Below are 23,428 nucleotides of genomic sequence, written 5' to 3'. Positions count from 1 at the left end.
ATCGGTGGGCCTCAGCGTAGCGGCACGGCGACCGGCGTCGCCAACCTGGATCAGGCGTGGAGGCTGAGCGCCTGCGCCGCGATCGCCACCTGTGTCCGGTTGCGCACGTTCAGCTTGCGCATCAGCGCGGTCATGTGCGCCTTCACCGTGGCCTCGGCGATGCCCAGATCGAACGCGATCTGCTTGTTGAGCATCCCCGAATGGACGCCGCGCAGCACCTTCATCTGGGTTGGGGTCAGCCGTGCGAGCGAGGGCGCTTCGGCGCTCGCGCTCAGGGGTTGGCAGGCCGTCGGACGTGTCCCTTCCATCATCATCCTCCACTATGCGGCCCGGCTGGGCCAAAGGCTGTCGGTCGTGTGCGCCGACATGATCCCGCGTCCGTTGCGATCCAATCTATGTGGATTCGGTTGGACAGGTTTTCATCATGCTCCCGCCAATTGCCCCGGATCAAGCCCTTTTCTATTGCCCAAGCCCGAAAACCTGTCCTACAGATTATGGGAGAAGTCCGGCAGGTGAAAACGCCGCCATGGACCATGGAGGGGTGTCGATGCGCGATCCGCAGAGCTTGAACCACATCACGCGCTGGAACCAGATGACGTGCGGAGCCCGCCCGTGACCGGCGAGGATATCCGCCTGATCGCGTCCGCGCTGGCGGGCATCCTGCTCGCCGTCCTGATGATCGTGAAGGGGCGGCTGCATCCCTTTATCGGCCTGCTGTGCGGCGCGTTCACGGTCGGACTGCTCGCCGGGCTGCCGCTCGCCGACATCGCCAAGGCGGTGCAGAAGGGCGTGGGCGACATCGTCGGCGGGACCGGCCTGGTCGTGGCGCTTGGTCTGTCGCTGGGGGCGATGCTGCACCTGTCGGGCGCGGCAGCGGCGCTGGCGCAGAGCGCATTGCGGCTAACCGGCGCGCGGGCGGCGCCCTGGGCGACTTTGGGCATCGCGATCCTGATCGGCCTGCCGCTGTTCTTCGAGACGGGCCTTGTCCTGCTGCTCCCGATCGTCGTGGCGGCGGCGGAGGCGATGAACACGCCCGATGGCGAGGCCCGCGATGCCGCCAAGCTGCGCCTCATCATGCCCGCGCTCGCCGGACTGGGCGTCGTCCATGCACTGGTGCCCCCGCATCCCGGCCCGCTGCTGGCGGTCGAGGCACTGGGGGCCAATCTGGGCCGGACGATGCTTTACGGCATCCTGATCGCCATTCCGACCGCGATCATCGCGGGGCCGGTGCTGGCGCGGATCGTCACGCCGGGTGTCCGCCTCGCGCCGCCCGTCCTGGGCGACCACCGGCTGGACATCGCGGTGCCGGGGCGCGGGGCCGCGTTGTTCATCGTGCTGCTGCCAGTGCTGCTGATCGCGACGGGCGAGTTGGGACAGCTTGCCACAGGCTTGAAGGGCGCCGCCTGGCTGGTCGCGGCGAGCAATCCGGTGATCGCGCTGCTCGTCACCAACTTGCTCGCCCTCCCCCTGTTGTTCGGGCGGCGGCTGCGCGAGGCGACGATCCAGGACGCGGTGTGGCATGAGACGATGGGCGCGGCGGGCGCGATCCTGCTGGCGATCGGCGCGGGCGGCGCGTTGAAGCAGGTGCTGGTCAGCGCAGGCCTGTCGGACCTGCTGGCCCGGCTGGTCACCATGTACGCCATCTCGCCGCTGCTGCTCGGCTGGCTGGTCGCGGTCGGTATCCGGCTGGCGGCGGGGTCGGCGACGGTCGCGACCATCACGGCGGTCGGCATCATGCCGGGGGTGGTCGCCGGGTCGGGCGTCTCGCCCGAACTCGTCGTCCTCGCGATCGGCGCGGGCTCGGTGTTCTTCAGCCATGTCAACGATCCGGGCTTCTGGCTGGTCAAGAGCTATGTCGGCACCAGCACCGCCGACACGTTCAAAACCTGGTCGATGCTGGAGACGGTCATCTCCGTCGTCGGCCTCGCGCTGGTGATGGTCTTGAGCCATATCGTCTGAAGCGGGGGCGACGATGAACGAAGGGCGGCTGGCGGACCGGGCCTATACGGCGATCGTCCGCATCATTAATGACGAGGGGCTGGCGATCGGCGACCGCCTGCCCTCCGAGGCGAGGCTGGCCGAGACGTTCGGCATGTCGCGGACCATCGTTCGCGAGGCGCTGGCCCGGCTGGCATCGGACGGGATCACCGAGGCGCGGCGCGGCGCGGGCTCCTATGTCAAGCGCCGCCCGTCCGAGCGGCTGGGCACCCATATGCCGATGGACGAGCTGGCCAAGACGCTGGGCACCTATGAGGTGCGGTTCGTGCTGGAGGCGGAGACCGCACGGTTGGCTGCGTTGCGCCGGTCGAGCGAACAGATGGATGCGATCGAGCAGGCGCTGGCCGCCCTCCGGGCCGCGCTCCTGTCCGACGCGCCCGCGCACGACGAGGATTGGGTGCTTCACCGGGCCATCGTCGAGGCAACGGGCAATTCGGCCTTCATCCCCGTCTTCGACCATCTCAAGGACGAGGTGATGCACATTTTGCGCGCCGGTGTCGACATCTCACGCTCGCGCCCGCCCGAGGTGATCGGCGCGATGATGGATGAGCATGACGCCATCGTCGAGGCCATCCGGGGCCGCGATCCCGACGGTGCGGCACTGGCGATGCGCTGGCATCTGTCGCAGGGGCGCAAGCGGCTGATGCCGTGAACGTCTCAGGCGCCCTTCACCCACCCGAGCGTCTGGGCGACCAGCGTTTCGGGGAGCAGTCCGGCATCGAGCGTCAACGCGCATTCTTCCGCCGTCGGTCGCTCCAGCGTGGCCAACTGGCTGTCGAGCAGGCTGGGCGGCATATAATGATCCCTGCGCCCGCTCATCCGCCTGGCAATCTCCTGGGCGTCGGTGTCGAGGAAGACGAAGTACAGCGGCACGCCCGCCGCTTCCCGCAGACGCTCGCGATACACCCGCCGGAGCGCGGAACAGGCGGCGATGGCCGCCCCGCCGTGCCTCGCAGTCTCGCCGATCGCCGCGCCGAGCCGATCCAGCCAGGGCCAACGATCCGCGTCGGTCAGGGCATGGCCGGTACGCATCTTCGCGACATTCTCGGCCGAGTGAAACGCATCGCCCTCCAGCACCGGGCAATCGAGCCGCGCGCCAAGCCGCTCGGACAAGGTGGTCTTGCCCGTGCCGCTGACGCCCATCACCACGATGCCATGGGCGCGTGCGCCTGTGCCGTCTTTCGCCTTCACCCGCACCCCTTGTCGTTAGCATCGGCACTAACGGCCATGCCCGTTCGACCCTCGCTATCGCGTCTGGGACGACAAAGGCCATTACGACCTTTGTCGCAGTCGTGCCGAAGCGTCGCCTTGCCTATCCCAATGGCCCTGCCCCCGATCCGTTCCGCCCGATGAGGATGACCGCCATGACGCGCCCGCTTTCCCTTGCCGTTATGGCGCTGCTCGCCGGAACCGCCGCGTCGCCGGCTTGGGCCGGTCGCCCTGCCTCCGTCTTCACCCGCGCGCCCGTCGATCCCCGCGCGGTGACGGTGCAGGCGCGCGGTGACGGTCGGAGCGACGACGGCGCAGCAATCCAGCAGGCGATCGACCGGGTGGCGGGTCAGGGCGGCGGCGGCATCGTCTTCCTGCCCTCCGGTCGGTATCGGCTGACCCATACGCTCTATATGCGGCCGGGCGTCCGCCTGTTCGGCGTGGGCAAGACACGCCCCGTCTTCGTCCTTGCCCCCGCCACCCCGGGGTTCCAGCAGGGTGTGGGGACCATGGTCTTTTTCACCGGCACGCTGCCCCCCGAAGCGGGCAAGGACGCAGCGCCGGTCCCCGTACCGCCGCCGACCAGCGTCCCCTTCGACAAGAGCATCGCCGACGCCAATTCGGGCACCTTCTATTCGGCCATGGCCAATGTCGATTTCGAGATCGGGGCGGGCAATCCGGCCGCGACCGCCGTACGCTTCCACACCGCCCAGCACAGCTATCTGGCGCATATCGATTTCCGGCTGGGCGATGCGCTGGCGGGCATCTATCAGGTCGGCAATCTGGGGCAGGACCTGCACTTCCATGGCGGGCGCTACGGCATCCTGACCGAAAAGCCCTCCCCCGCCTGGTCCTACACGCTGATCGACTCCAGCTTCGACGGACAGCGCGACGCCGCCATCCGCGAGCATGAGGCGGGGCTGACCCTGATCAACACGGTGATCCGCAACGTGCCCGTCGGGATCGAGATTGACCGGGGCTATGGCGACTGGCTCTGGGGCAAGAAGGTCCGGTTCGAGCGGGTGGCGCGCGCAGGCATCGTCATCAGCAACGAGGACAATGCCTATACGCAAATCGGCTTCCAGGACGCGACCGCGAGCGACACGCCGGTCTTCGCGCAGTTCCGCGACAGCGGGCGGACGATTACCGGCCCCGCCCGACGCTATCGGATGCGCGACTTTTCATATGGTCTGGCAGTGCCGTCGCTTGGCCAGACGGGGCGCTATGCGACCAAGGCGGATGCGGTGCCGCTGACCGCATCGACGGCCCGCGAGGCTCCCGCGATCCGCGCCCTTCCACCGGTCGAACGCTGGGTCAATGTCCGCGACCTCGGCGCCAAGGGCGACGATGCGACCGACGACACCGCCGCGCTGCAACGGGCGATCGACACGCACCGCATCCTCTATTTCCCCGCCGGTTTCTACCGGGTCAGCGAAACATTACGCCTGCGCACCGACAGCGTGCTGATCGGCCTCCACCCCAGCCTGACCCAGATCGTCCTGACCGATGACAGCCCGGCCTTTCGGGGCATCGGCAGCGCGAAGGGACTGATAGAGAGCGCCAAGGGGGGCGACGCCATCGTCTCCGGCCTCGGCCTGGCCGCAGGCGGGCGCAATCCGCGGGCCACGGCGTTGCTCTGGCGTGCGGGCGAGGGTTCGCTGGTCGATGACGTCAAGTTCCAGGGCGGGCACGGCACCTTCCGCGCCGATGGGAGCCGCTTCGATCCCTATAATGCCGACCACACCGGCGATCCCGACCCGACACAGCGCTGGGACGGCCATTATCCCAGCCTTTGGGTGACGGATGGCGGCGGTGGTACGTTCAACGGGCTGTGGACGCCCGACACCTATGCCTCGGCGGGCATGCTGGTGTCGAACACCGAGACGCCCGGCCATGTCTATCAGATGTCCGCCGAGCATCATCGCCGCGCCGAGATCGTGCTCGACCGGGTGGCGCATTGGGAGTTCCTGGCTCCCCAGACCGAGGAGGAAGCGGGTGAAAGCCGCGATGCCGTCGCCTTCGAGCTACGCAACGTGCGCGACGTGCTGTTCGCCAATCTCCACGCTTACCGCGTCACCCGTTCGCTTCAGCCCGCCAAGGCGGCGATCGCGCTGTACGGCCGGAACGACATCCGCTTCCGCAACGTCCATGTGAATGCCGAAAGCGGCTTTGCAACCTGTCAGGCGGATGGCTGCGGCACCTATTTGCGGGCAAGCAAATATCCTTATGAAAATGCGATCCGCGACATGACGCGCGGGGCGGAGGTCCGCGAGCGCGAGTTCGCGGCGCTGGACGTCACCCCCGCCGCCCTGCCCGCCCCCTCGCCCAGCCTGACGCCCGTCCGGCGGCTGGCGGACGGTTTCTACTCGCTCGGCGGCGGGGCGACCGATGCCAGCGGCAAGCTCTATTTCGTCGATCGCTATTTCCACCGCATCCATGGCTGGAGCGAGGCGGAGGGACTGTCGGTCGTATCCGACGCGCCGCTCGACCCGGTGAACCTGGCGGTCGATGGCTCTGGCAAGCTGCTGGTCCTGTCGTCCGCAGGGCCTGCCGCGACGATCTACAGCATCGATCCCAAGGCCCCCGCCGCCGTGACGCTCCTGTCGCCGAGCGCCGCGACACCGCCGGGCGCCCGGATCGCCCTGCCCTGCAGCCTCTGGGTCAATGGCGAGTTCCGCGATCAGTACGACCCCGCCGCCGACCGATTCACCACCCTGGCCGAGATGTTCGCCCGCGACATCGGCCAGCCCAAGCCTCTATCCTATGTCGCCCCCGATGGCAGCATCGCCCTGCCCGCCTTCCGCGTGTGGCAGCAGGGGCCGACCGATCATCGCGGCTGGCGCTTTTCGGACACGCTCGACACCTATGGCCTGATTGCCGCGCGCCCCGGCACCCGGATCGCCATCGCCAACGGGTCGGAGGACCGGACCTATACCGGGCTGGTCGGTGCGGGCGGCGCCGTGACCGAGCTGAAACCCTTCGCCCATCGCGGCGGCGAGAGCGTCGTCACGGGCGCGGACGGGCGGGTCTATGTCGCGAACGGGCAGGTCTTCGTCTATGACGCGACAGGCACGGAACTCGGCCGGATCGACGTGCCCGAGCGCCCCCTGCAGCTGGTGTTCGGCGGCACCGACGCGCGGACGCTGTTCATCCTGACCCATCATGGATTGTACGCCGCAAAGCCCTGAGCCGCGACGATACCGACTATGGTCGTAGATGCCGCCCCTTCGTCCCTGCGGTAAAGCGGACCAGAGACGGAGGGGCCAGCGATTACCGGCCCATGCTCCGCGATTCGAGTGAGGGGATGGAGTGATGAGCATCGGCAATCGGCGCAGCCGCGCCTCGTGGAAATCCGGTAACGCTACCAGCATCGCAGCTTTGGCCTTGGCACTGATCGCGAGCCCCGCACGGGCCGCACCGGCGCAGCAGACCCAGGCCCCCGATCCGGCGGCCGTTCCTGCCGATCCGCAGACGCCTTCGGCCAGCGAGCGCGACATCGTCGTCACCGGCACCCGCATTACCGCCAATGGCTATAACGCCCCCACGCCGACCACGGTCATCGGCGAGGAACAGATCCAGGCCAACGCCCAGCCCAACATCTTCAACACCGTGGCCCAGTTGCCGTCCCTGCAAGGGTCGACCGGCGCGACGACGGGCACCTTCAGCACGTCGAGCGGGCAACAGGGCCTCAGCTCCTTTTCGCTGCGTGGCCTCGGCACGATCCGCACCCTGACGCTGCTCGACGGGCAGCGGGTGGTGGGTGCGAACGTCACCGGCGTTCCCGATATCAGCCAGTTCCCGCAATTGCTGATCAAGCGGGTCGACGTCGTGACCGGCGGTGCCTCGGCCTCCTGGGGTTCGGACGCGGTCGGCGGTGTCATCAACTTCATCACCGACACGCGCTTCACCGGGTTCAAGGGCAATCTTCAGACCGGCGTCACCACCTATGGCGATAACGGCCAGGTGCTGGCCCAGGCGGCGTTCGGCAAGGCGCTGGCGGGCGACCGGCTTCACCTGATCGTCAGCGGCGAATATGCCAAGGACCAGGGCGTCGGGCCGGGCAATTTCGGCGAGGATCTGGCGGGCAGCCGCGACTGGTATCGCGCGTCGACGCTGGTCGATACCGGCATCCGCAACGGCAGCACGCCGCAATTCCTCTACCGCGACCATGGCCAGGCCTATCAATACACCAAATACGGCCTGATCAGCGCCGGGCCGCTCCAGGGCACGGCGTTCGACGCCAACGGCAATCCCTTCCCCTTCCAATACGGGTCGAACGGCGTTCCCGCTAAGAACGCCGCGGGCAACGTCATCGGATGCTATGTCGGTTTCTGCGTCGGCGGCGACCAGTCGGGCCATGTCGGATCGGGCACCTCGCTGCAATCCGCGCTGGAGCGGGTCAACGGCTATACCCGTATCGGCTATGACATCGCACCCGACATGGAACTGTATGTCACCGCCAATATCGCGCAGGTGAAGACCAGCAACCAGCCCAATCCCGGTGCGTCCAAGACGGGGCTGACCATCCAGTGTTCCAACCCCTATCTGCCGCAATCCATCCAGCAGCAATGCGCCGCCAACGGCATCACCCAGTTCAGCTATGGGTTGAGCAACGCGATCCTGCCGAACATCAAGGTCAACACCGATCGCCGCCAGTATCGCTTCGTGGGCGGTCTGAAGGGCAAGGCGGAAGTGTTCGGCGGCAGCTGGACCTATGACGTCTATTACGAGCATGGCATCAACGTCACCGACATCGATGTCGACAATATCAGCCTGACCGGACGCTATAACCAGGCGATCAACGCGACGACGCTGAACGGCCAGATCGTCTGCGCCGATGCCGCCGCCCGGGCCAGCGGGTGCCAGCCGATCAACATCTTCGGCGGCGCGACGCCGTCAGCCGCCGCATTGGCCTATATCGTGCCCGCCAATGGCCCGTTCCAGCATACCCGCCAGACCCAGGACGCGGCGGCGGGCAGCATCTCTGGCAATTTGATCGATCTGTGGGCCGGGCCGCTGTCGATCGCGACCGGCGTCGAATATCGGCGCGAGGCGTACCGCGTGAACGCCGATCCTTACGGCGCGGGCGTCTCGGCGATCAGCCCCAATTCGGCCGCCTATCCCGCCGACCCGTTCCTGAATTCGGCGACCGGCAGCAACTGGTATGCGGGCAACTACAAGAACGGCTCGGGCAAATATGACGTGTATGAGAGCTTCCTGGAGCTCAACCTGCCGCTGATCAATTCGGAGAGCCTGGGCCGCGCCAATCTGAGCGCGGCGGGACGCGCCACCCATTATTCGACCTCGGGCGCGGTCTATGCCTGGAAGCTGGGCGGCACCTGGGACACGCCGCTCGATGGCTTCCGCCTGCGGGCCGTCACCTCGCGCGACGTGCGGGCGCCGAACCTGTCCGAGCTGTTCGCCGCCCCCACCACGACGACGGTGCCCAACTTCACCGATCCGTTCCGCAATACCCAGGTCCTGATCATCCAGAACTCGCTGGGCAATCCCAATCTGCGCCCCGAAATCGCGCGCAGCACCGAGGCGGGCGTGGTCCTGTCGCGGCCGAGCTGGGCACCGGGGCTCAGCCTGTCCTTCGACTATTACACGATCAAGGTGAACGACGTCGTCTCCAGCCTGTCGGCCGCGCAGATCGTCAACCTGTGCTTCCAGGGCAATACCGAGACGTGCGGCGCCTTCAACCTTCAGAACACGGCCGGACCGAACTTCGTCAACGTGCAGGCGTTCAACCTCGCCTCGATCAAGACCAGCGGCTTCGATATCGAGGGCAGCTATCAGTGGCGCAACCCGATGGGGCTGAACGGCAATCTGACGCTGCGCGCGCTGGCCACCCATGTCATCAAGTTCGTGACCGACCCCGGCCTGCCCGGTACGATCCCGATCGACAGCGCAGGGGCCAATTCGGGTGCGACGCCGAGCTGGAAGTGGCTGGCGATCCAGAGCTACGACACCGACAAATTCAGCCTGCTGGTCCAGGAGCGCTGGTTCAGCGACGGCGTGTTCGGCAACCAATATGTCGTCTGCTCGACCAACTGCCCGGTTTCGACCGGCAACAATCCGACGATCGACCGCAACTTCATGAAGGGCGCCTTCTATGTCGATATAGGCGGTTCGCTGAACGTCACGCCAGCGGTCAGCATGTTCTTCAAGGTCGACAATCTGCTGAACCGCGATCCCGAGCCGTCGCCGCAGACCAATACCGGCCTGGACGTCAATCCGGCGCTGTATGACACGCTGGGTCGCTCCTACCGGATTGGCCTGCGCGCCAAATTTTAGATCGGGATGACATAGCGCCGACCCAAGGCAAGCCCCTCCCCTTCAGGGGAGGGGTTGGGGTGGGGCATCACCACAGGCAGGGCATTTGCGGAAGCGCCCCACCCCCTGCCCCTCCCCTGAAGGGGAGGGGTGGATCAACCTGATATCAGCCCTTGTCCGTCCCGCTATCGGGGGATCAGAGCTTCAGGCTGATACCCGCAAAGAAAGTCCGGCCCAGCGAGTCATAGACGTTGGGGAAAGTATTGCCCGAATTCGATCCGGAGCTACCGGCCACGCCACCTACAACCGGCGGATTGACGTTGAACACATTGCTGACGCCAAGACGGAAGGTATACTGCTTGTTCACGTCGAAGCTGACATTGGTGTCGAAGAAGGAATAGGACGGGATACGGCTGACCAGGATCGGCGTGCCCGGATCCGCGCTGACCGGCCCGATATAGCGCCAGCGCCCCTGGATCGAGACATCGCCCAGATTGAGCGTTGCCGATGCCTGATGCTTCCACCGCGGGATCGGATTGATCGACACCGCCGCACAGCTGTTACCGAACTTGCCAGCGCAATTGATCGGGGTCGCCTGAGCCCCCAGGTTAAAGGTGTAGCGGTCGACATAGGTGCCCGCCATCGCCAGCGTCAGGCTGGCCTCGCCCGGCAGCTTGAAGCGGTAATCGGCGGACACGTCGATGCCGCTGGTCTGCAGCGTGGCGACGTTGATCAACTGTTCGGTCACGCCCGGGAACTGGCCGTTGGCATTGGGCGAGCCGGTCAACTGGCCCGAGATGTTGCTGCGAACGATCAGCGAGCAATAGGCCGAGATGTTGTTGTTGAAGCACTGGTTCACGATGTCCTGCGAACCGTCCGAGGCGATATAGTTGTTCACCTTCATCCGGTAATAGTCGACCGTGACGTTCAAGCCGGGCAGGACGCGTGGCGAGAACACTGCGCCCACCGTCAGCGTATTGGCGGTTTCGGGCCGCAGCGCCGGATTGCCACCGGCGTTGATGTTGGTCTGGCCTGCGGTCACGTCCTGAATGACGCCCGAATTGACCAGCGCGGCGGGGGCACCTTGTGCGATGCACTTGGCCGCCAGGGCCGCGTTGCCCTGCGGGGCGCCCCGCGCACATGGATCGGTCGACAGCACGTCGGTCCCCGCCTGGGTGATCGGGCTGTTCAGCTCGGCAATGTTGGGATCGCGGGTCGCCCGGTTGAAGATTGCCCGGAAGCGCAGGCCCTCGACAGGGCTCCAGTCGCCGCCCAGCTTGTAGGTCACGGCGTCCAGCTTGTTGCGACCTGCCACCGTATTGTTGGTATAGGCCGAGTAGCGCACGCCGCCCTCGAAGTTCAGCGCGCGGACGAAGGGCCGGTCGGTGACGAGCGGCATCTGCAACTCGCCGTAAACTTCCTTGACGTCGAAGGACGCGTTCGGAACCGCCGTGCCCTGCCCGTAATAGATCAGGTTGCCCGAGCCGTAATTGGCATCGACCGACTGGCTGCCCGTCTCGCGCCGATACTCCGCACCGACCGCGACGGCGGCCGGCTTGTCGGCCAGCGGGCTTTGCAGGAAGTTCAGATCGCCCGACAGGCTGCCACCGGTAACGAACTGGGTATAGCGATTGTCCTGCGATCCGTTGGCGGTGATGAAGGACAGCGCCGCCGACGAAATCGGTTGAGAGGTAAACAGGTTGACCGGGACGCAGCCGTTGCTGGGATCGACGCAGACGGGGTTCCCGTTCGCCCCCACCGTCGCGTTGATGGCCTGGGCGGTCCGGTTATAGTCCAAGTCGTTCAGCAGCGCCTCGTGCCGCTTGGCCAGGCCATATTGCGCGAACACGTCGTAATGGAAGCTGTCGGCGAAGTCGCCGCGCAGACCGACGATCCCGAAATAGGTGTCGTTGGTGAATTGCTGGATGCGACCGCCCGTCTCGGTGACTCGGCGACGGATGCCGACATTGGCCGTGCCGTCGGCGTTCAGATTGGCAGGATCGCCGAAGATCAAGGCCGAGTTGGTCGCGTTGAGGAACGGATTGCTGGGCGAGATCGCAAAGTTGAAGCCGCCCGTCGCCGTCGGCGCCAGGATCGCCGTCACATCACTGCGCGTATAGCTGCCGCGTGCATAGAGTTCCGCCGCATCGGAGAATTTGTAGCTGCCCAGCGCCGTCACGTTGTACCGCTCCAGCGGCACCTGCAGATAATTGGCGGGGTTGAAATTATAGGGCTTATAATAGGGCACGAAATTGTCCGTGCCGCCCGTTTGGCTGCCGTCGTTGATCTGGTAGCGACCGGAGTTGATGTCGATGACGGTCGGCGTGGCGTTGCTCGACCCGGTCGGTTTCAGATTGCCGTCGAGGGCTTGCGCCGAATAGGCGCGCGCCGACTGATAGACGCCGTCCCGCTTCGTATATTGACCAGCAATGACGATATGCCCGGCATCGTCGTTGCCGAACTTCACGCCCGCCGCCAAGCCCGCATTATACTGGGCGGCGTCACCATGCCCGGTGACCTGCGAGCTGGCATCGGCGCGCACGCCCTCCATCTTGTCGTCGAGCACGAAGTTGACCACGCCCGAAATGGCATCGGCGCCGTAGACCGCCGAGGCGCCGCCGGTCAGCACGTCGACGCGCTTGATCAGGACGGTCGGAATCGCGTTGATGTCGACCGCGCCGCCGATATCCGACGGCACCATGCGGCGGCCGTTCACCAGCACCAGCGTCCGTTGCGATCCCAGGCCGCGCAGATCGACCGTCGCGGTGCCGCCATTGCCGTTGTTCGTCGTGCTGCTCGAGGCGGGCACGAACTGCGGCGAGGACGAGAGATAGGACTCGGCGGTGACCGTGTTGGTCGCCTTCAGCTCGCCCGCGCTGATCGTCGCGACCGGGCTGCTGCTCTGAAGGTCGGGACGCTGGATGCGCGATCCGGTGACCACGATATCGCCGGTCGGCGCCGGGGTGGCGGTGGCCGCGGTGGTGTCCGTCGCCGCACCCTGCACGGCCTGAGCCGACGCCGCCGTCGCGAAACTCGCCATACCAAGCCCCAGCCCTACCAGCGTCAGGCTCTGAAGGGCGGTCCCGATATGCAACCGGCGACGGGTGGGCGTGGGATTCTGGGTCATGACGCGTCCTCATTCTGCCGAGGATCCGGGCTATCCGATCCTCCAGCCAAAATTGCCGCCTCCTGCCCCATCACGAGGCCCGGAAGCGTGGCGTCATAAAATCGACACAGACAAACGCTGTAAATTTACGGAAATTTCATGTTGATCTATTCGGCCGAATGTAACCGCAAAAACACAGTTACATAGCCTTAGTGCAATAATGGGCAAGGTTTCGTTCGATATACGACAATTATATTGCTTTAAGCGGATGAAATGAACGTCACAATTACTTCATTTCTAGCTGGCAGACGCGAGAGACGCCAGACATAACACTGAACCTTACGGCATCTGTTCATCGTGGGCCGGGCGTGGTCCCGTCTCGCAGGCGTTAGCTGGTCACGCGACGGCTTCGGCTTCGACGATCCGGGGCCGCAGGCTCGCCACCCGTCGTACATGGTCGGGATCGGCCAGCATGCGCGACGGTCTGCCGATCAGATAGCCCTGGACGGCGGCGCAACCCTCCCGGGTCACGATGGCCAGCTGGGCGGGCTCTTCCACCCCCTCGGCCAGCACCGGCATGTTGAGCGTCGCCCCCAGCGCCGCGACCGATCGCAGGATCGACACCGCCTGCTCGTCATGCTCGATCTCGGAAACGAAGGATGCGTCGAGCTTGATCCGGTCGAACGGGAAGGAGCGCAGCACCTCCAGCGAGGAATAGCCGACGCCGAAATCGTCGAGCGCGATGGCGATGCCCATCGCCTTCAAGGCCTTCAGCTGCTCCAGCGCGAAATGCTTGTCATGGATGATCGCGCTCTCGGTCAGTTCCAGCGTCAGTCGCTCGGGCGGCAGGCCGCTGTCCGCCAAGGCCGAACGCACCGTCTCGACCAGCTGCTTTTCGGCGAGATGCATCGGCGACAGGTTGACCGAAACAGGCTGCGGATCGTCCCAGCCCGCCGCCTCGTGGCAGGCGCGTCGCAGGACCCAGTTGCTCAGCGGCACGATATCGCCGCTCTTCTCGGCAAGCGGGATGAACCGGGCCGGCGGGATCATGCCCCGGACCGGGTGGTTCCAGCGAATTAACGCCTCATAGCCGCAAATCTTGCCCGACGGGATGGCCGACTGCACCTGATAATGGAGTTCGAACGCGTCGGCATCGAGCGCATGGCGGAGATCGGCGATCAGCTCGCGCCGCTCACGCACCGCATCGTCCATATGCGCGTCGTAGAAACAAGGCTCCTTGGAGTGGGCCGACTTGGCCCGGTACATGGCCAGGTCCGCCTTGGCGAGCAGCGCATCGGCATCGGAGCCGTCGCGTATGGCCAGCGCGACACCGATATTGGCGCCGATCGACGCGGTGAACCGGTCGAACAGGAACGGCGCCTCGGACGCCCTGGTCAGCCGGTCCAGAAAGTCTTCCAGCTCTGCCGGATCGTCATAGGAAACGACGGCCGAAAACTCGTCGCCGCCCAGCCGGGCGATGCGTTCGCCGGGCCGCAGGATGGACGAGAAGCGGGCCGCCAGCGCCGTCAGCAGCTGGTCGCCCGCCTGATGGCCATAGGTATCGTTGACCACCTTGAAGCGCGACAGGTCCATCATCACCACCGCCATACGCCGGTAACCGCCGCGGATGCCGAAGCGCGCCTCCAGATCCTCGATGAAGCTGATGCGGTTGGGCAGGTCGGTCAGGCTGTCGTGCAGGGCCATGTGACGCAGGCGGCGATAGGTTTCCGACTGGGTATGCCCGTCGATCAGGGCGCTGATCGCCGCGCATCCGACGATGATGAGTGTGGCGACCGTCGTCGTGGTCGCCAGCGTCGCCATGGTCATCCCCGACAAGCCCTGGCCGAGCTTCAGGACGGCGATCTTCATCGCCGTCATGCCGGTGAAATGGAGCGCCGCGACGGCAAGGCTCAGCCATGCCACCGCCGCCTTGTTGCGCCAACGCCCCCGCCCGGCCAGCACGTGGAAGGCGATGGCGGACAGGCCGCTCGACAACAGGATCGAGGCGACGACATAGGGCTCCTTCCAGGTGACGATGCCGTCGACCCGGTACGCCGCCATGCCGATATAATGCATGACCGAAATGCCCGTGCCGATCACCGCGCCGCCGACCGCCCCCGACCAGCGCCGCCGCCCGGCGGCCAGGGCCAGCCCCGGAGCGGCGATGCCGATCACCGCCAGCAGCGACATCAGCGTCAGGATCGGATCGAGAATGACGGGCGCGGTCGTCCGAAACGCCATCATGGCGACGAAATGGGTCGCCCAGACCATCGTGCCCGCACCCACCGCACCCAGTATGATCCAGCCATAGCGGCGATAGCCACGGGAGGCCCGGACCCGGCTGAACAACTGGACGGTCGCGAGCGCCCCCGTAACGCAGATCAGCAGCGCCAGCGCGACGAAGCGCAGGTCATGCTGTTGCGTCAAGCACAGGACGACATCAATCACGCGGTTCCCTCCATCTGGAGCAGGTCCGCCCGGCTTTCCAGGGCGACCACCGCCTGCCGGGCCAGCGCGATGAGATAGGCTTTCTGGTCCGCCGAGGCGGGGTTGCGTCGCTGCGTATCGAAGACGCACAGCGCACCGACATCAATGCCCCCGGTGACCCGCAACGGCACGCCGATATAATAGCGGACGAACGGCGCGGCGTTGACGGCTGGCAGTTCGGCCACGCGCGGATCGCTGCACGGGTCGCAAATCTCCAGCACGTCGGGCTTGTCGAGCGCGAAGGTGCAGAAGCTGCGGTGGCGCGGATTGCAGACGATGTCGACGCCGCGTGTCGCCTTGAACCATTGCTGATTGCCATGGATCAGGGACAGGAGCGCGATGGGGGCGTTGAAGGATTGCGCAGCCCGCTCGACGAAACGGTCGAAGCCGGGTTCGGGCGGCGAGTCCAGAACGTTCAACGCATGCACGGCGCTGGTACGTCGCCTTTCCCGGAACAGGCTCTTCAGCATCGTCTCTCTTCAATTCTAAGTGCTCATTTTGGTCGCACCTGAACCTTAAAACTTGATTTACCGGCATAAATTAATCCGACGATGTCGGTCGCGGGGGACTGTGGCAAGGATAGAGACTTGGCGCCCTTCAGCCGAAGGCTTCGGCAAGCAACAATCCGAAACCTCGCCCCGCCGTGCAAGCAGCCGCAGGTTAAACGCCTGGCAGATATACCTTTCTTGAAGACGCGCCTGAATCCAAACCTCGACAATTGCGGCCACGCCCCAAATCGTCGCGAGCACGCTTACCTTTAACGACCCGGTAACTTTGCGGGTGATAGGCGCCCAGCCATCGCAGCGCCGGATCATGGCGAGTGGATTACCGGCGACGTCAGTCGCTGCTGCGTCAGAGGGGGAATTGCTAAGTGACTTCGATGAATTCCGCATTTGGTAAACTGCGCCTTGGGATCTCGACAGCGGCCTTGCTGACCGCGATCGCGACCCCGGCTTTTGCGCAGGAGGCAGCACCGGCCCAGACCGCCGATGCCACCGACCAGAACGCGGCAACCGCCGCCGCAACCGGCACGACCGAGCAGGACGTCCAGATCAAGCGGGCCGCGCCCGCACCGGCCACCGCCGAAGGCGCGACCGTCGTCGTCACCGGCACGCTGTTCCGCGATTCCAACGCCAGCTCGATCTCGCCCGTGACCGTGGTGAATTCGAACGTGATGCTGCGCGCCAACATCACCACCGCACAGGACGCCATCCGTTCGGTCTCGGCCGACAGCGCGGGTTCGATCTCGACCGGCTTCCGCAACGGCTTCTCGGCCGGTGGCGCGGCGGTGTCGCTGCGCGGCCTGGGCGTGTCGTCGACCGTCGTCCTGATCGACGGCCTGCGCAATGCGAACTTCCCGCTCAACGATGACGGCCACAACGCCTATGTCGATCTGAACTCGATCCCGTTCAGCACCATCGAGCGCGTCGAAGTGCTCAAGGACGGCGCGTCCTCGACCTATGGTGCCGACGCGATCGGCGGCGTGGTCAATCTGATCAGCAAGAAGAACGTCCAGGGCATTTCGGGCTCGGTCCAGGGGGGCACCACCGAAAAGGCCGACGGCGCGCACTATCGCGCCACGCTGACCGCCGGGTTCGGCGACTATCGCGAGCAGGGCTTCAACTTCTACGTCAATGGTGAATACACCTATGACGGGTACATCACCAACAATTCGCGCGGCTATCCGTTCAACACGCTGGACCTGAGCCCCAGCGGCCTGCAGGATCGCAACCGCAACGACGACTCGCTGCTGGCGGCCAATCCGCAGGCGGTCGTCACCCGCGTCCGACAGACCGACCTCAACAATCCGCTGGCGGGTCAGGTCGGCTCGCCGCTGACCAACCAGTATGTGCTGCTCAACCCGAATGCGTGCCCCTTCGGCACCTTCACCGTGACCTCGGGCGCGGCGCAGGGCACCGGGTGCAAGCACAACCTGCCCGCCGAGTATTCGATCATCCAGCCGCGCCAGCAGCGTTATTCGACCACGGCGCGCCTGAATGTCCGCATCGCCGAGGGCTGGGAAGCGTTCGCCAGCGGCAGCTACTCGCATTCCGAAGTCGATATTCGCGGCACCCCGTCGGGCATCCGCCAGACCCAGCCGTTCGGCGGTTCCGCCGCGCTGGCGTCCAGCAGCCCGGGCATCGTCCTGCCCATGTATGTCTGCGCCGCAGGCGTAAACTGCGCCACCGCTGCGGACCGTCGTCTGAACCCGAACAACCCCTATGCCGTGGCCGGTGCCGACCCGACGCAGAATGCCGCGCGCATCTATTACCTGTTCGGCGACATTCCGGCGGGCAGCCACCGTTATGTCGACGTGTTCCGCGCGACCTATGGCATTTCGGGCGATCTGGGCGATGGCTTCAAGTTCCGCCTGAACGGCGTCTATGCCCGTGACAATTTCGCGGTCACGCAGCGCGGCTTCATCAACATCCAGGGCCTGCTGAACGCGGTCAACACCGGCGCGTACAACTTCGTCAATCCGGAGCAGAACACGCAGGCCGTCCGCAATCAGATCTCGCCGGAGCGGACCACCCCGTCCTACTCGACGGTGGCGACGATCGGCGGTTCGCTGCTGAAGTCGCTGATGGAGCTGCCGGGCGGCGACCTGAATGTCGGCGGCGGTTTCCAGGTCCGTCGCGAGACGCTGATGAACCGCAACCAGAATGCGGATCTGTCCTATTACGGCCTGAACACCTCGTCGGCCCAGGGTCGCCAGACCGTGACCGCCGGGTTCTTCGAGATCGACGCGCCCTTCGCACGCTCGTTCGACCTGAACGTCTCGGGCCGTTACGATCACTATTCGCAGGGCTATAGTCACTTCTCGCCGAAGGTAGGTGCCAAGTTCACCCCGGTCCGCGAGTTCTCGCTGCGCGCCACCTATTCGCAGGGCTTCCGCGCGCCGACCTTTGCCGAATACAACCCGGCGAGCAGCTATGCGGGCTTCTCGTCCTTCACCCCGCCCGCCAGCTTCATCGCGGCGCATCCGGGCAGCCCGGCCTATACGACCTCGTACAACATCGGCAGCGGCGCCCAGGGCAATCCGGACATTCTGCCCGAAGTGTCGCGCAGCTTCACGGTGGGGACGATCGTCAACCCGACGCGCTGGCTGAACGTCACGGTCGACTATTACAATATCCGCAAGTCGAACCTGATCGTCAGCGGACCGCTGCGCGCCGAGGCGATCAACGCCTATTACGGCCAGACCAATGCGACCGACGGATGCGCGGCACTCGCGAAGGTGGGTCCGGGCTATAAGTGCAACGTCATCGACGGGGTCGACCCCGTGAACCCGAATGCCCTGCCCCGCCTGCTGGTGTTCGACGTTCCTTACGTCAACGCCAACTACATGGTCAGCTCGGGCATCGACATGCAGGCCAATGCGAACTTCCAGTTCGACAATGGCGTCAAGCTGATCAGCCGCGTCGACGTCACCCGCGTCCTTCGCCTCGACCTCGTCACCCCGGCGGGTGTCGTGCAGAAATATGCGGGTACGCTCGGGCCGTACGAGCTGTCCTCGGGCGGCGGCACGCCGCGTATCCGTGGCAACTGGCAGAACACGATCGAAGTCGGCAATTTCTCGCTGACCAGCACGACCTATTATGTCGGTCGGATCAAGCAGGTGGCGGCCGATCGCATTCAGCCGACCAACGGCGTGATCGACCTGTCGTGCAAGAACACGCTGGTGCCGATCATCGCGGGCAGCGATGTCAACAACCAGTGCTTCATCCGCCCGTTCATCTACACCGATCTGAACATCGGCGTGCGGGTCAATGACGACTTCCGCTTCTTCTTCAACATCCAGAACCTGACCAATGCCCGCGCTCCGCTGGCGGCGGGGGCCTATGCCAGCAATCCCAACTATCTGAGCAGCTGGCATTATGCCGGTCTGGTCGGTCGCAACTTCAGCGCCGGTGCGAACTTCAACTTCTGATCCGGCCTGACTGGGTGATGCGCGCCGGGACCGACTTCCCTGTCGTCCCGGCGCGTATTGCCATCCTACCTATCGCGGCGTCATAGGCGACCGATGCAGCCGGAGCGTTCCAAGACCATGTATCCGGGTTCGGACAATCCGACCGCCCAGCCCAGCGAACTGTACCGACAGTCGCTGGTGATGCGGGCGATCGGCACGCCCTTCGTCGCCGACCTGCTGGCCGCAGTGGACCGGCAGCTCGACAAGGCGCCGCTCAGCGCGGCGCTGATCCGCTCCTGGGGCAGCACCGCCGCCTCCTCCGCGATCGCGATGCGGATCAACGCCGCCCTGCACGCGCTGGCGAGGCGCGGTGTCGAGCCGCAATTGGCCGCCCTCTATGCCGGGGACCATGACCGCTTCGACGAAGCGGTCGCCCTGGCGCTGGCGGCGCATGACGAATTTCTGGTCGACTGGTTGCTGCGGGTGCCGCAGACCAACGAGATCGGCCGCGCGGCGGCCTTGTACGCCGCCCTGATGGTCCTGGCGCGGGACCATGGCCATGATTTCGACCTGTTCGAAATCGGGGCGAGCGCCGGGCTGAACCTCAACCTGTCCCGCTATGCCTATGATCTGGGTGGCGTCCGGACGGGTGCGCCGGACTCGATGGTGCGGATCGCGCCCGAGTGGCGTGGCCCCCCACCCCCCGATGCCGTCGTGACCGTTTGTGAGGCGCGGGGCGTCGATCTCCACCCGCTCGACGTCAATGATCCGGTGGCCTGCGAGCGACTGGCGTCCTTCATTTTCGCCGACCAGCCCGAGCGGGCCGAGCGCCTGGACCGGGCGCTGGCGATCGCGCGACGGCATCCGCCCCGGCTCGATACCGGCGATGCCGCATCCTGGCTGGCGGCGCAGCTTGCCGCTCCCGCCCCGGATGGACGCCACCGCGTCGTCCTGCATTCGATGGTCCTGCAATATCTCAGCGCCGAAGACCGCGCCCGGATCGAGGCGACCCTGAACGAGGCCGGGGCATCCGCGACCGCGACGAGGCCGTTCGCCTCGATCGGTTTCGAATGGGACCTGGCACGCGAGCGGGTCGAGCTTCGCCTGCGGTCCTGGCCCGACGGCCGCGACTGCGTGCTGGCGCATTGCCATCCTTATGGCGCGTGGATCCACTGGCTGACGAACTGACGAAGTATATGTCACGATAATGGTTACACGCTTCACCCATCGTTAACTTTGCGGTTCTAGCACTTGTCCGACGAAACAGACGTTTCATGTAGGATCAGGGGGATAGGACATTGCGCGACGACAACTGCGCCAGTGTATTTTGCGGCACCTTCCAGAGCCGAATCCGTGACCGCGACTGAACCTCTGCACGTTGTCGCATCGCCCTCCGACGTGCCGGTTGATCCGCCGGGCGTGTGCCTGGCCGATAACGATAACTCAATGAATTCGCGCTTATCCTCCTTCGTCCGTCCTGCTGAGAGAAACGCATAATGCTCACGAACATGAACATCCCCAAGAAACTGGGTGTATCGTTCCTGATCGTCAGCCTGTCGGCCGCCGTCATGACGATCGTGTTCTTCGTGAACATCTGGGAAATCAAGAACGCGACGGCGCGCAACAACCATGCCCAGGAAGTCTATGCCAAGGCATTGACGCTGGAGACATCGATTCTACGCGAGAACAGCCAGTTGCGCGGCTTCCTCGTCACGGCGGACAAGAGCTACCTCAAATCCTATGAGGAAGCCCGCAAGGAATATGACACCACCAGCCGCGAACTGAACGCGATGCTGACCGACCCGGGCGAACTGGCGCTGCTCGCCAAGTCCAATGCCGAGAAAGCCAAGTGGCGGCGGACATGGAGCGACCGTCTGACCGATTGGGTCAAGGACGGGCGGCGCGACGAGGCGCAGCAAGCCGTTCGTGACGCGGGCAAAGCCGTGCTGACCAGCGACATCGTGCTGCCCCTTCGCGCCATTCGCGACCAGGAAACGGCGGCGATCGCCAGCAATGCCGCATCGCAGGAAAACGCCATCAGCACCGCCATCATCGCCCTGGTGCTGGGCGGCGTGATGCTGATCGGCGTCGTCATCACCCTTCAGATGCTGCTCAGCCGCAGCATCGCACGGCCGATCACCACCCTCACCCGCCTGATGGCCGAACTGGCGCGCGGTCGCAACGACATCGACGTGCCGGGCAGCGATCGCGGTGACGAGCTGGGCGACATGGCCCGTGCCGTCGTCGTCTTCCGCGACGCGGCCAAGGCCAAGGTGAGCGACGATCGTGAGCGCGAGCTGGCCTTGCAGGAAATCGGATCGGGCCTGCATCGCCTGTCGGAAGCGGACCTGACCGTCCGCCTGACGGACCTGCCGACCGCCTTCCATCAGCTGGCCGCCGACTTCAATCGCGCCGTCCAGAACCTTTCCGGCCTGACCAGCGACGTTCGCGGCAGTGCCGGGTCCATCCGCTCGAACATCGAGGAGATCCGCCAGGCCACCGACAATCTATCGGCACGCAGCGAGCAGCAGGCCGCCAGCCTGCGCGAAACCGCCGCGGCGGTCGGCGAGATCACGCAAGGCGTCCGCGAAGGGGCGGCCAGCGCCAGCCAGGCGAACCGCGCCGTGACCGAGGCCCGCGACGAAGCCGAAAAGGGCGGGCAGATCGTCGCCAAGTCGATCACCGCGATGAACGGCATCGACCAGGCCAGCCGCGAGATCGTCGACATCATCACCGTCATCGACGGCATCGCCTTCCAGACCAACCTGCTCGCCCTCAACGCGGGCGTCGAAGCGGCGCGTGCCGGTGATGCGGGCAAGGGCTTCGCCGTCGTCGCCTCCGAGGTCCGTGCGCTGGCGCAGCGCTCGGCCGATGCGGCATCCGACGTCAAGGCGCGTATCCTGTCGGCGATCGAGCATGTCCGCTCGGGCGTGGTGCTGGTCGACGAGACCGGCAACGCCCTGCAACGGATCATCGGCAAGGTGTCCGACGTCAGCACCGTGGTCGACGTCATCGCCCGATCCTCCGAACATCAGGCGCATAGCCTGGGCCAGGTCAACATCGCGATCGGCGAGATCGATTCGGTCACGCAACAAAATGCCGCGATGGTCGAGGAATCGACGGCCGCCGCCAGCCTTCTGGCGCAGGAGTGCGGGACGCTGATGGCCTCGGTCATGCGCTTCAACGTGGATGCGGCCGCGCAGCACGCCCCATCGGCCCCTTCGCAATACCGGACGGAGTATGGCCATGCGTCCCGATACGCCGCCTGATAGCGGACGAGGGCCGACCGCCCGCCGCGGCGGATTTGGGCCTCCCGACCAACGCCATGACGGCGATGCCACGCTAACCTGGATTTGCAACTGATGACGTGATCGCGCAGGAGAAGCTCACACAGGAGGATGTGGACGGCATATGGACGCGAGGCGCCGGATATTCGAGCAATTGCCGCTGCTTGGCGAGCGCAGGGCGCTGGCCTATTCCGTGGCGCTGCTGCTTTCGGCGATCGCCTGGTGGATACGCTGGACACTGGATCCGGCCTTTCCGCCGGGATTTCCCTATCTGACGTTCTTCCCGGCGGTCATCATCTCGTCCTTCCTGTTCGGGCGCGGCCCGGGAACGCTGTCGGCCATCGTCTGCGGTCTGCTCGCCTGGTATTTCTTCATACCCCCCGCCAACAGCTTCGATTTTGAGCCGCGTACCCTCGTCGCCCTGGGCTTCTATGTCGGTGTCGTGGCGGTCGATATCGGTCTTGTCGACGCGATGCAGCGGGCCAACCAGCGATCGTCGCGACTGGCGGCGGAACAGCGACAACTGGCCGAGCGTACCGAGCTGCTCTTCAGCGAATTGCAGCACCGGGTCTCGAACAACATCCAGATGGTGGGCGCCATGCTGTCGCTGCAGCAGCGGCAGGTCGTCGACCCGATCGCGCGCATGGTCCTGGCCGACGCCTCCACGAAGCTCCAACTGATCGGCCGCATCCAGCGGCAGCTCTATGCGACGACGGGCGAGCAGGTGCCGCTGGACATCTTCCTGCGCGACCTGATGGCGGACCTGTTCGCCGCCGATACGAAACCGGGGATCATCCACCGGATCGAGGCCGTACCCGGACTGCGCCTCTCACCGGATGCGGCGATCCCGCTTGCGCTCATCATGGCGGAGGGCATCGCCAATGCGATGGAACACGGCTTTGCCAATCGCGAGTTCGGGCAGTTGGTCGTCACCCTCACCCGTCAGGACGACGTCATCGCACTCTGCGTGATCGACGATGGCGCAGGCCTGCCGCCGGGGTTCGACCTTCAGGGCTCGAACAGCCTCGGCCTGAAACTGGTGCGAAGCCTGGCCAAGCAGATGGGGGCGGAACTGAGCGTCGAAAACGGCCCCTCGGCGGGAACGATCCTGCGCCTGACATTGCCCGATGGCCAGGGCGGACACCCGTAACCATA

The 23,428-nt window shown here is 65.5% G+C and carries 13 protein-coding genes; 8 read left to right on the top strand and 5 right to left on the bottom strand.

The annotated features are described in order from the left end of the window. Positions 1–50: 50 nt before the first annotated feature. A complete protein-coding gene (locus ACQR50_RS07890) occupies positions 51–308 on the bottom strand; it encodes a helix-turn-helix domain-containing protein (RefSeq protein WP_428970506.1) in 258 nt (85 codons plus the stop codon). Positions 309–612: 304 nt separating this feature from the next. Here ACQR50_RS07890 and ACQR50_RS07885 point away from each other — a divergent pair, with 304 nt between their 5' ends. Both ACQR50_RS07885 and ACQR50_RS07880 read left to right on the top strand, forming a co-directional pair. Continuing rightward, positions 613–1,959, top strand: a complete 1,347-nt coding sequence (locus tag ACQR50_RS07885) for a gluconate:H+ symporter (RefSeq protein ID WP_428970664.1) — start codon at positions 613–615, stop codon at positions 1,957–1,959. A 13-nt stretch (positions 1,960–1,972) separates the two neighbouring features. Then, positions 1,973–2,650 (top strand): FadR/GntR family transcriptional regulator, encoded by a 678-nt coding sequence (locus tag ACQR50_RS07880; RefSeq protein WP_428970505.1) that lies wholly within the window; start codon positions 1,973–1,975, stop codon positions 2,648–2,650. Positions 2,651–2,655: 5 nt separating this feature from the next. Here ACQR50_RS07880 and ACQR50_RS07875 read toward each other — a convergent pair whose 3' ends face one another. After that, positions 2,656–3,189, bottom strand: a complete 534-nt coding sequence (locus tag ACQR50_RS07875; RefSeq protein WP_428970504.1) for a gluconokinase — start codon at positions 3,187–3,189, stop codon at positions 2,656–2,658. 164 nt (positions 3,190–3,353) lie between these two features. Here ACQR50_RS07875 and ACQR50_RS07870 point away from each other — a divergent pair, with 164 nt between their 5' ends. Both ACQR50_RS07870 and ACQR50_RS07865 read left to right on the top strand, forming a co-directional pair. Beyond that, a complete protein-coding gene (locus tag ACQR50_RS07870; protein ID WP_428970663.1) occupies positions 3,354–6,395 on the top strand; it encodes a glycosyl hydrolase family 28-related protein in 3,042 nt (1,013 codons plus the stop codon). Positions 6,396–6,519: 124 nt separating this feature from the next. Continuing rightward, positions 6,520–9,504 carry a TonB-dependent receptor plug domain-containing protein gene (locus tag ACQR50_RS07865; protein ID WP_428970503.1) on the top strand — a complete coding sequence of 995 codons (2,985 nt, stop codon included), beginning with the start codon at positions 6,520–6,522 and terminating at the stop codon, positions 9,502–9,504. Between the two features lie 175 nt (positions 9,505–9,679). Here ACQR50_RS07865 and ACQR50_RS07860 read toward each other — a convergent pair whose 3' ends face one another. From ACQR50_RS07860 to ACQR50_RS07850, 3 genes are all read right to left on the bottom strand, one after another. After that, complete coding sequence (locus ACQR50_RS07860; protein ID WP_428970502.1) at positions 9,680–12,610, bottom strand: TonB-dependent receptor domain-containing protein; 2,931 nt, start codon at positions 12,608–12,610, stop codon at positions 9,680–9,682. 375 nt (positions 12,611–12,985) lie between these two features. Further along, a complete protein-coding gene (locus ACQR50_RS07855; protein ID WP_428970501.1) occupies positions 12,986–15,037 on the bottom strand; it encodes a putative bifunctional diguanylate cyclase/phosphodiesterase in 2,052 nt (683 codons plus the stop codon). Then, positions 15,034–15,546: a GAF domain-containing protein gene (locus tag ACQR50_RS07850; RefSeq protein ID WP_428970500.1), complete on the bottom strand. Its 513-nt coding sequence runs from the start codon at positions 15,544–15,546 to the stop codon at positions 15,034–15,036. The genes ACQR50_RS07855 and ACQR50_RS07850 overlap by 4 nt, the downstream gene beginning before the upstream one ends. A gap of 410 nt (positions 15,547–15,956) precedes the next feature. On the opposite strand from ACQR50_RS07850, the gene ACQR50_RS07845 reads away from it, so the two are divergent. The 4 genes from ACQR50_RS07845 to ACQR50_RS07830 all read left to right on the top strand — a co-directional run bounded on the left by ACQR50_RS07845 (position 15,957) and on the right by ACQR50_RS07830 (position 23,423). Continuing rightward, positions 15,957–19,007 carry a TonB-dependent receptor domain-containing protein gene (locus tag ACQR50_RS07845; RefSeq protein ID WP_428970499.1) on the top strand — a complete coding sequence of 1,017 codons (3,051 nt, stop codon included), beginning with the start codon at positions 15,957–15,959 and terminating at the stop codon, positions 19,005–19,007. Between the two features lie 93 nt (positions 19,008–19,100). Beyond that, positions 19,101–20,174: a DUF2332 domain-containing protein gene (locus ACQR50_RS07840; protein WP_428970498.1), complete on the top strand. Its 1,074-nt coding sequence runs from the start codon at positions 19,101–19,103 to the stop codon at positions 20,172–20,174. 320 nt (positions 20,175–20,494) lie between these two features. Further along, on the top strand, positions 20,495–22,255 hold the full coding sequence (locus ACQR50_RS07835; protein ID WP_428970497.1) for a HAMP domain-containing methyl-accepting chemotaxis protein: 1,761 nt from the start codon (positions 20,495–20,497) through the stop codon (positions 22,253–22,255). 142 nt (positions 22,256–22,397) lie between these two features. After that, a complete protein-coding gene (locus ACQR50_RS07830) occupies positions 22,398–23,423 on the top strand; it encodes a sensor histidine kinase (RefSeq protein ID WP_428970496.1) in 1,026 nt (341 codons plus the stop codon). Positions 23,424–23,428 lie beyond the last annotated feature (5 nt).

It is taken from the genome of Sphingomonas sp. Xoc002, assembly GCF_050408055.1.
Classification (GTDB): Bacteria; Pseudomonadota; Alphaproteobacteria; order Sphingomonadales; family Sphingomonadaceae; genus Sphingomonas; species Sphingomonas yabuuchiae.
This window is presented reverse-complemented; position numbering and strand designations above follow the sequence as displayed.

What these genes read in the sequence shown, in the direction of transcription:
- ACQR50_RS07890 (WP_428970506.1), bottom strand. Translation starts at nt 308, where the DNA reads ATGGAAGGGACACGTCCGACGGCCTGCCAACCCCTGAGCGCGAGCGCC.
- ACQR50_RS07845 (WP_428970499.1), top strand. Translation starts at nt 15,957, where the DNA reads ATGAATTCCGCATTTGGTAAACTGCGCCTTGGGATCTCGACAGCGGCC.
- ACQR50_RS07870 (WP_428970663.1), top strand. Translation starts at nt 3,354, where the DNA reads ATGACCGCCATGACGCGCCCGCTTTCCCTTGCCGTTATGGCGCTGCTC.
- ACQR50_RS07830 (WP_428970496.1), top strand. Translation starts at nt 22,398, where the DNA reads ATGGACGCGAGGCGCCGGATATTCGAGCAATTGCCGCTGCTTGGCGAG.
- ACQR50_RS07850 (WP_428970500.1), bottom strand. Translation starts at nt 15,546, where the DNA reads ATGCTGAAGAGCCTGTTCCGGGAAAGGCGACGTACCAGCGCCGTGCAT.
- ACQR50_RS07840 (WP_428970498.1), top strand. Translation starts at nt 19,101, where the DNA reads ATGCAGCCGGAGCGTTCCAAGACCATGTATCCGGGTTCGGACAATCCG.
- ACQR50_RS07835 (WP_428970497.1), top strand. Translation starts at nt 20,495, where the DNA reads ATGAACATCCCCAAGAAACTGGGTGTATCGTTCCTGATCGTCAGCCTG.
- ACQR50_RS07880 (WP_428970505.1), top strand. Translation starts at nt 1,973, where the DNA reads ATGAACGAAGGGCGGCTGGCGGACCGGGCCTATACGGCGATCGTCCGC.
- ACQR50_RS07860 (WP_428970502.1), bottom strand. Translation starts at nt 12,610, where the DNA reads ATGACCCAGAATCCCACGCCCACCCGTCGCCGGTTGCATATCGGGACC.
- ACQR50_RS07865 (WP_428970503.1), top strand. Translation starts at nt 6,520, where the DNA reads ATGAGCATCGGCAATCGGCGCAGCCGCGCCTCGTGGAAATCCGGTAAC.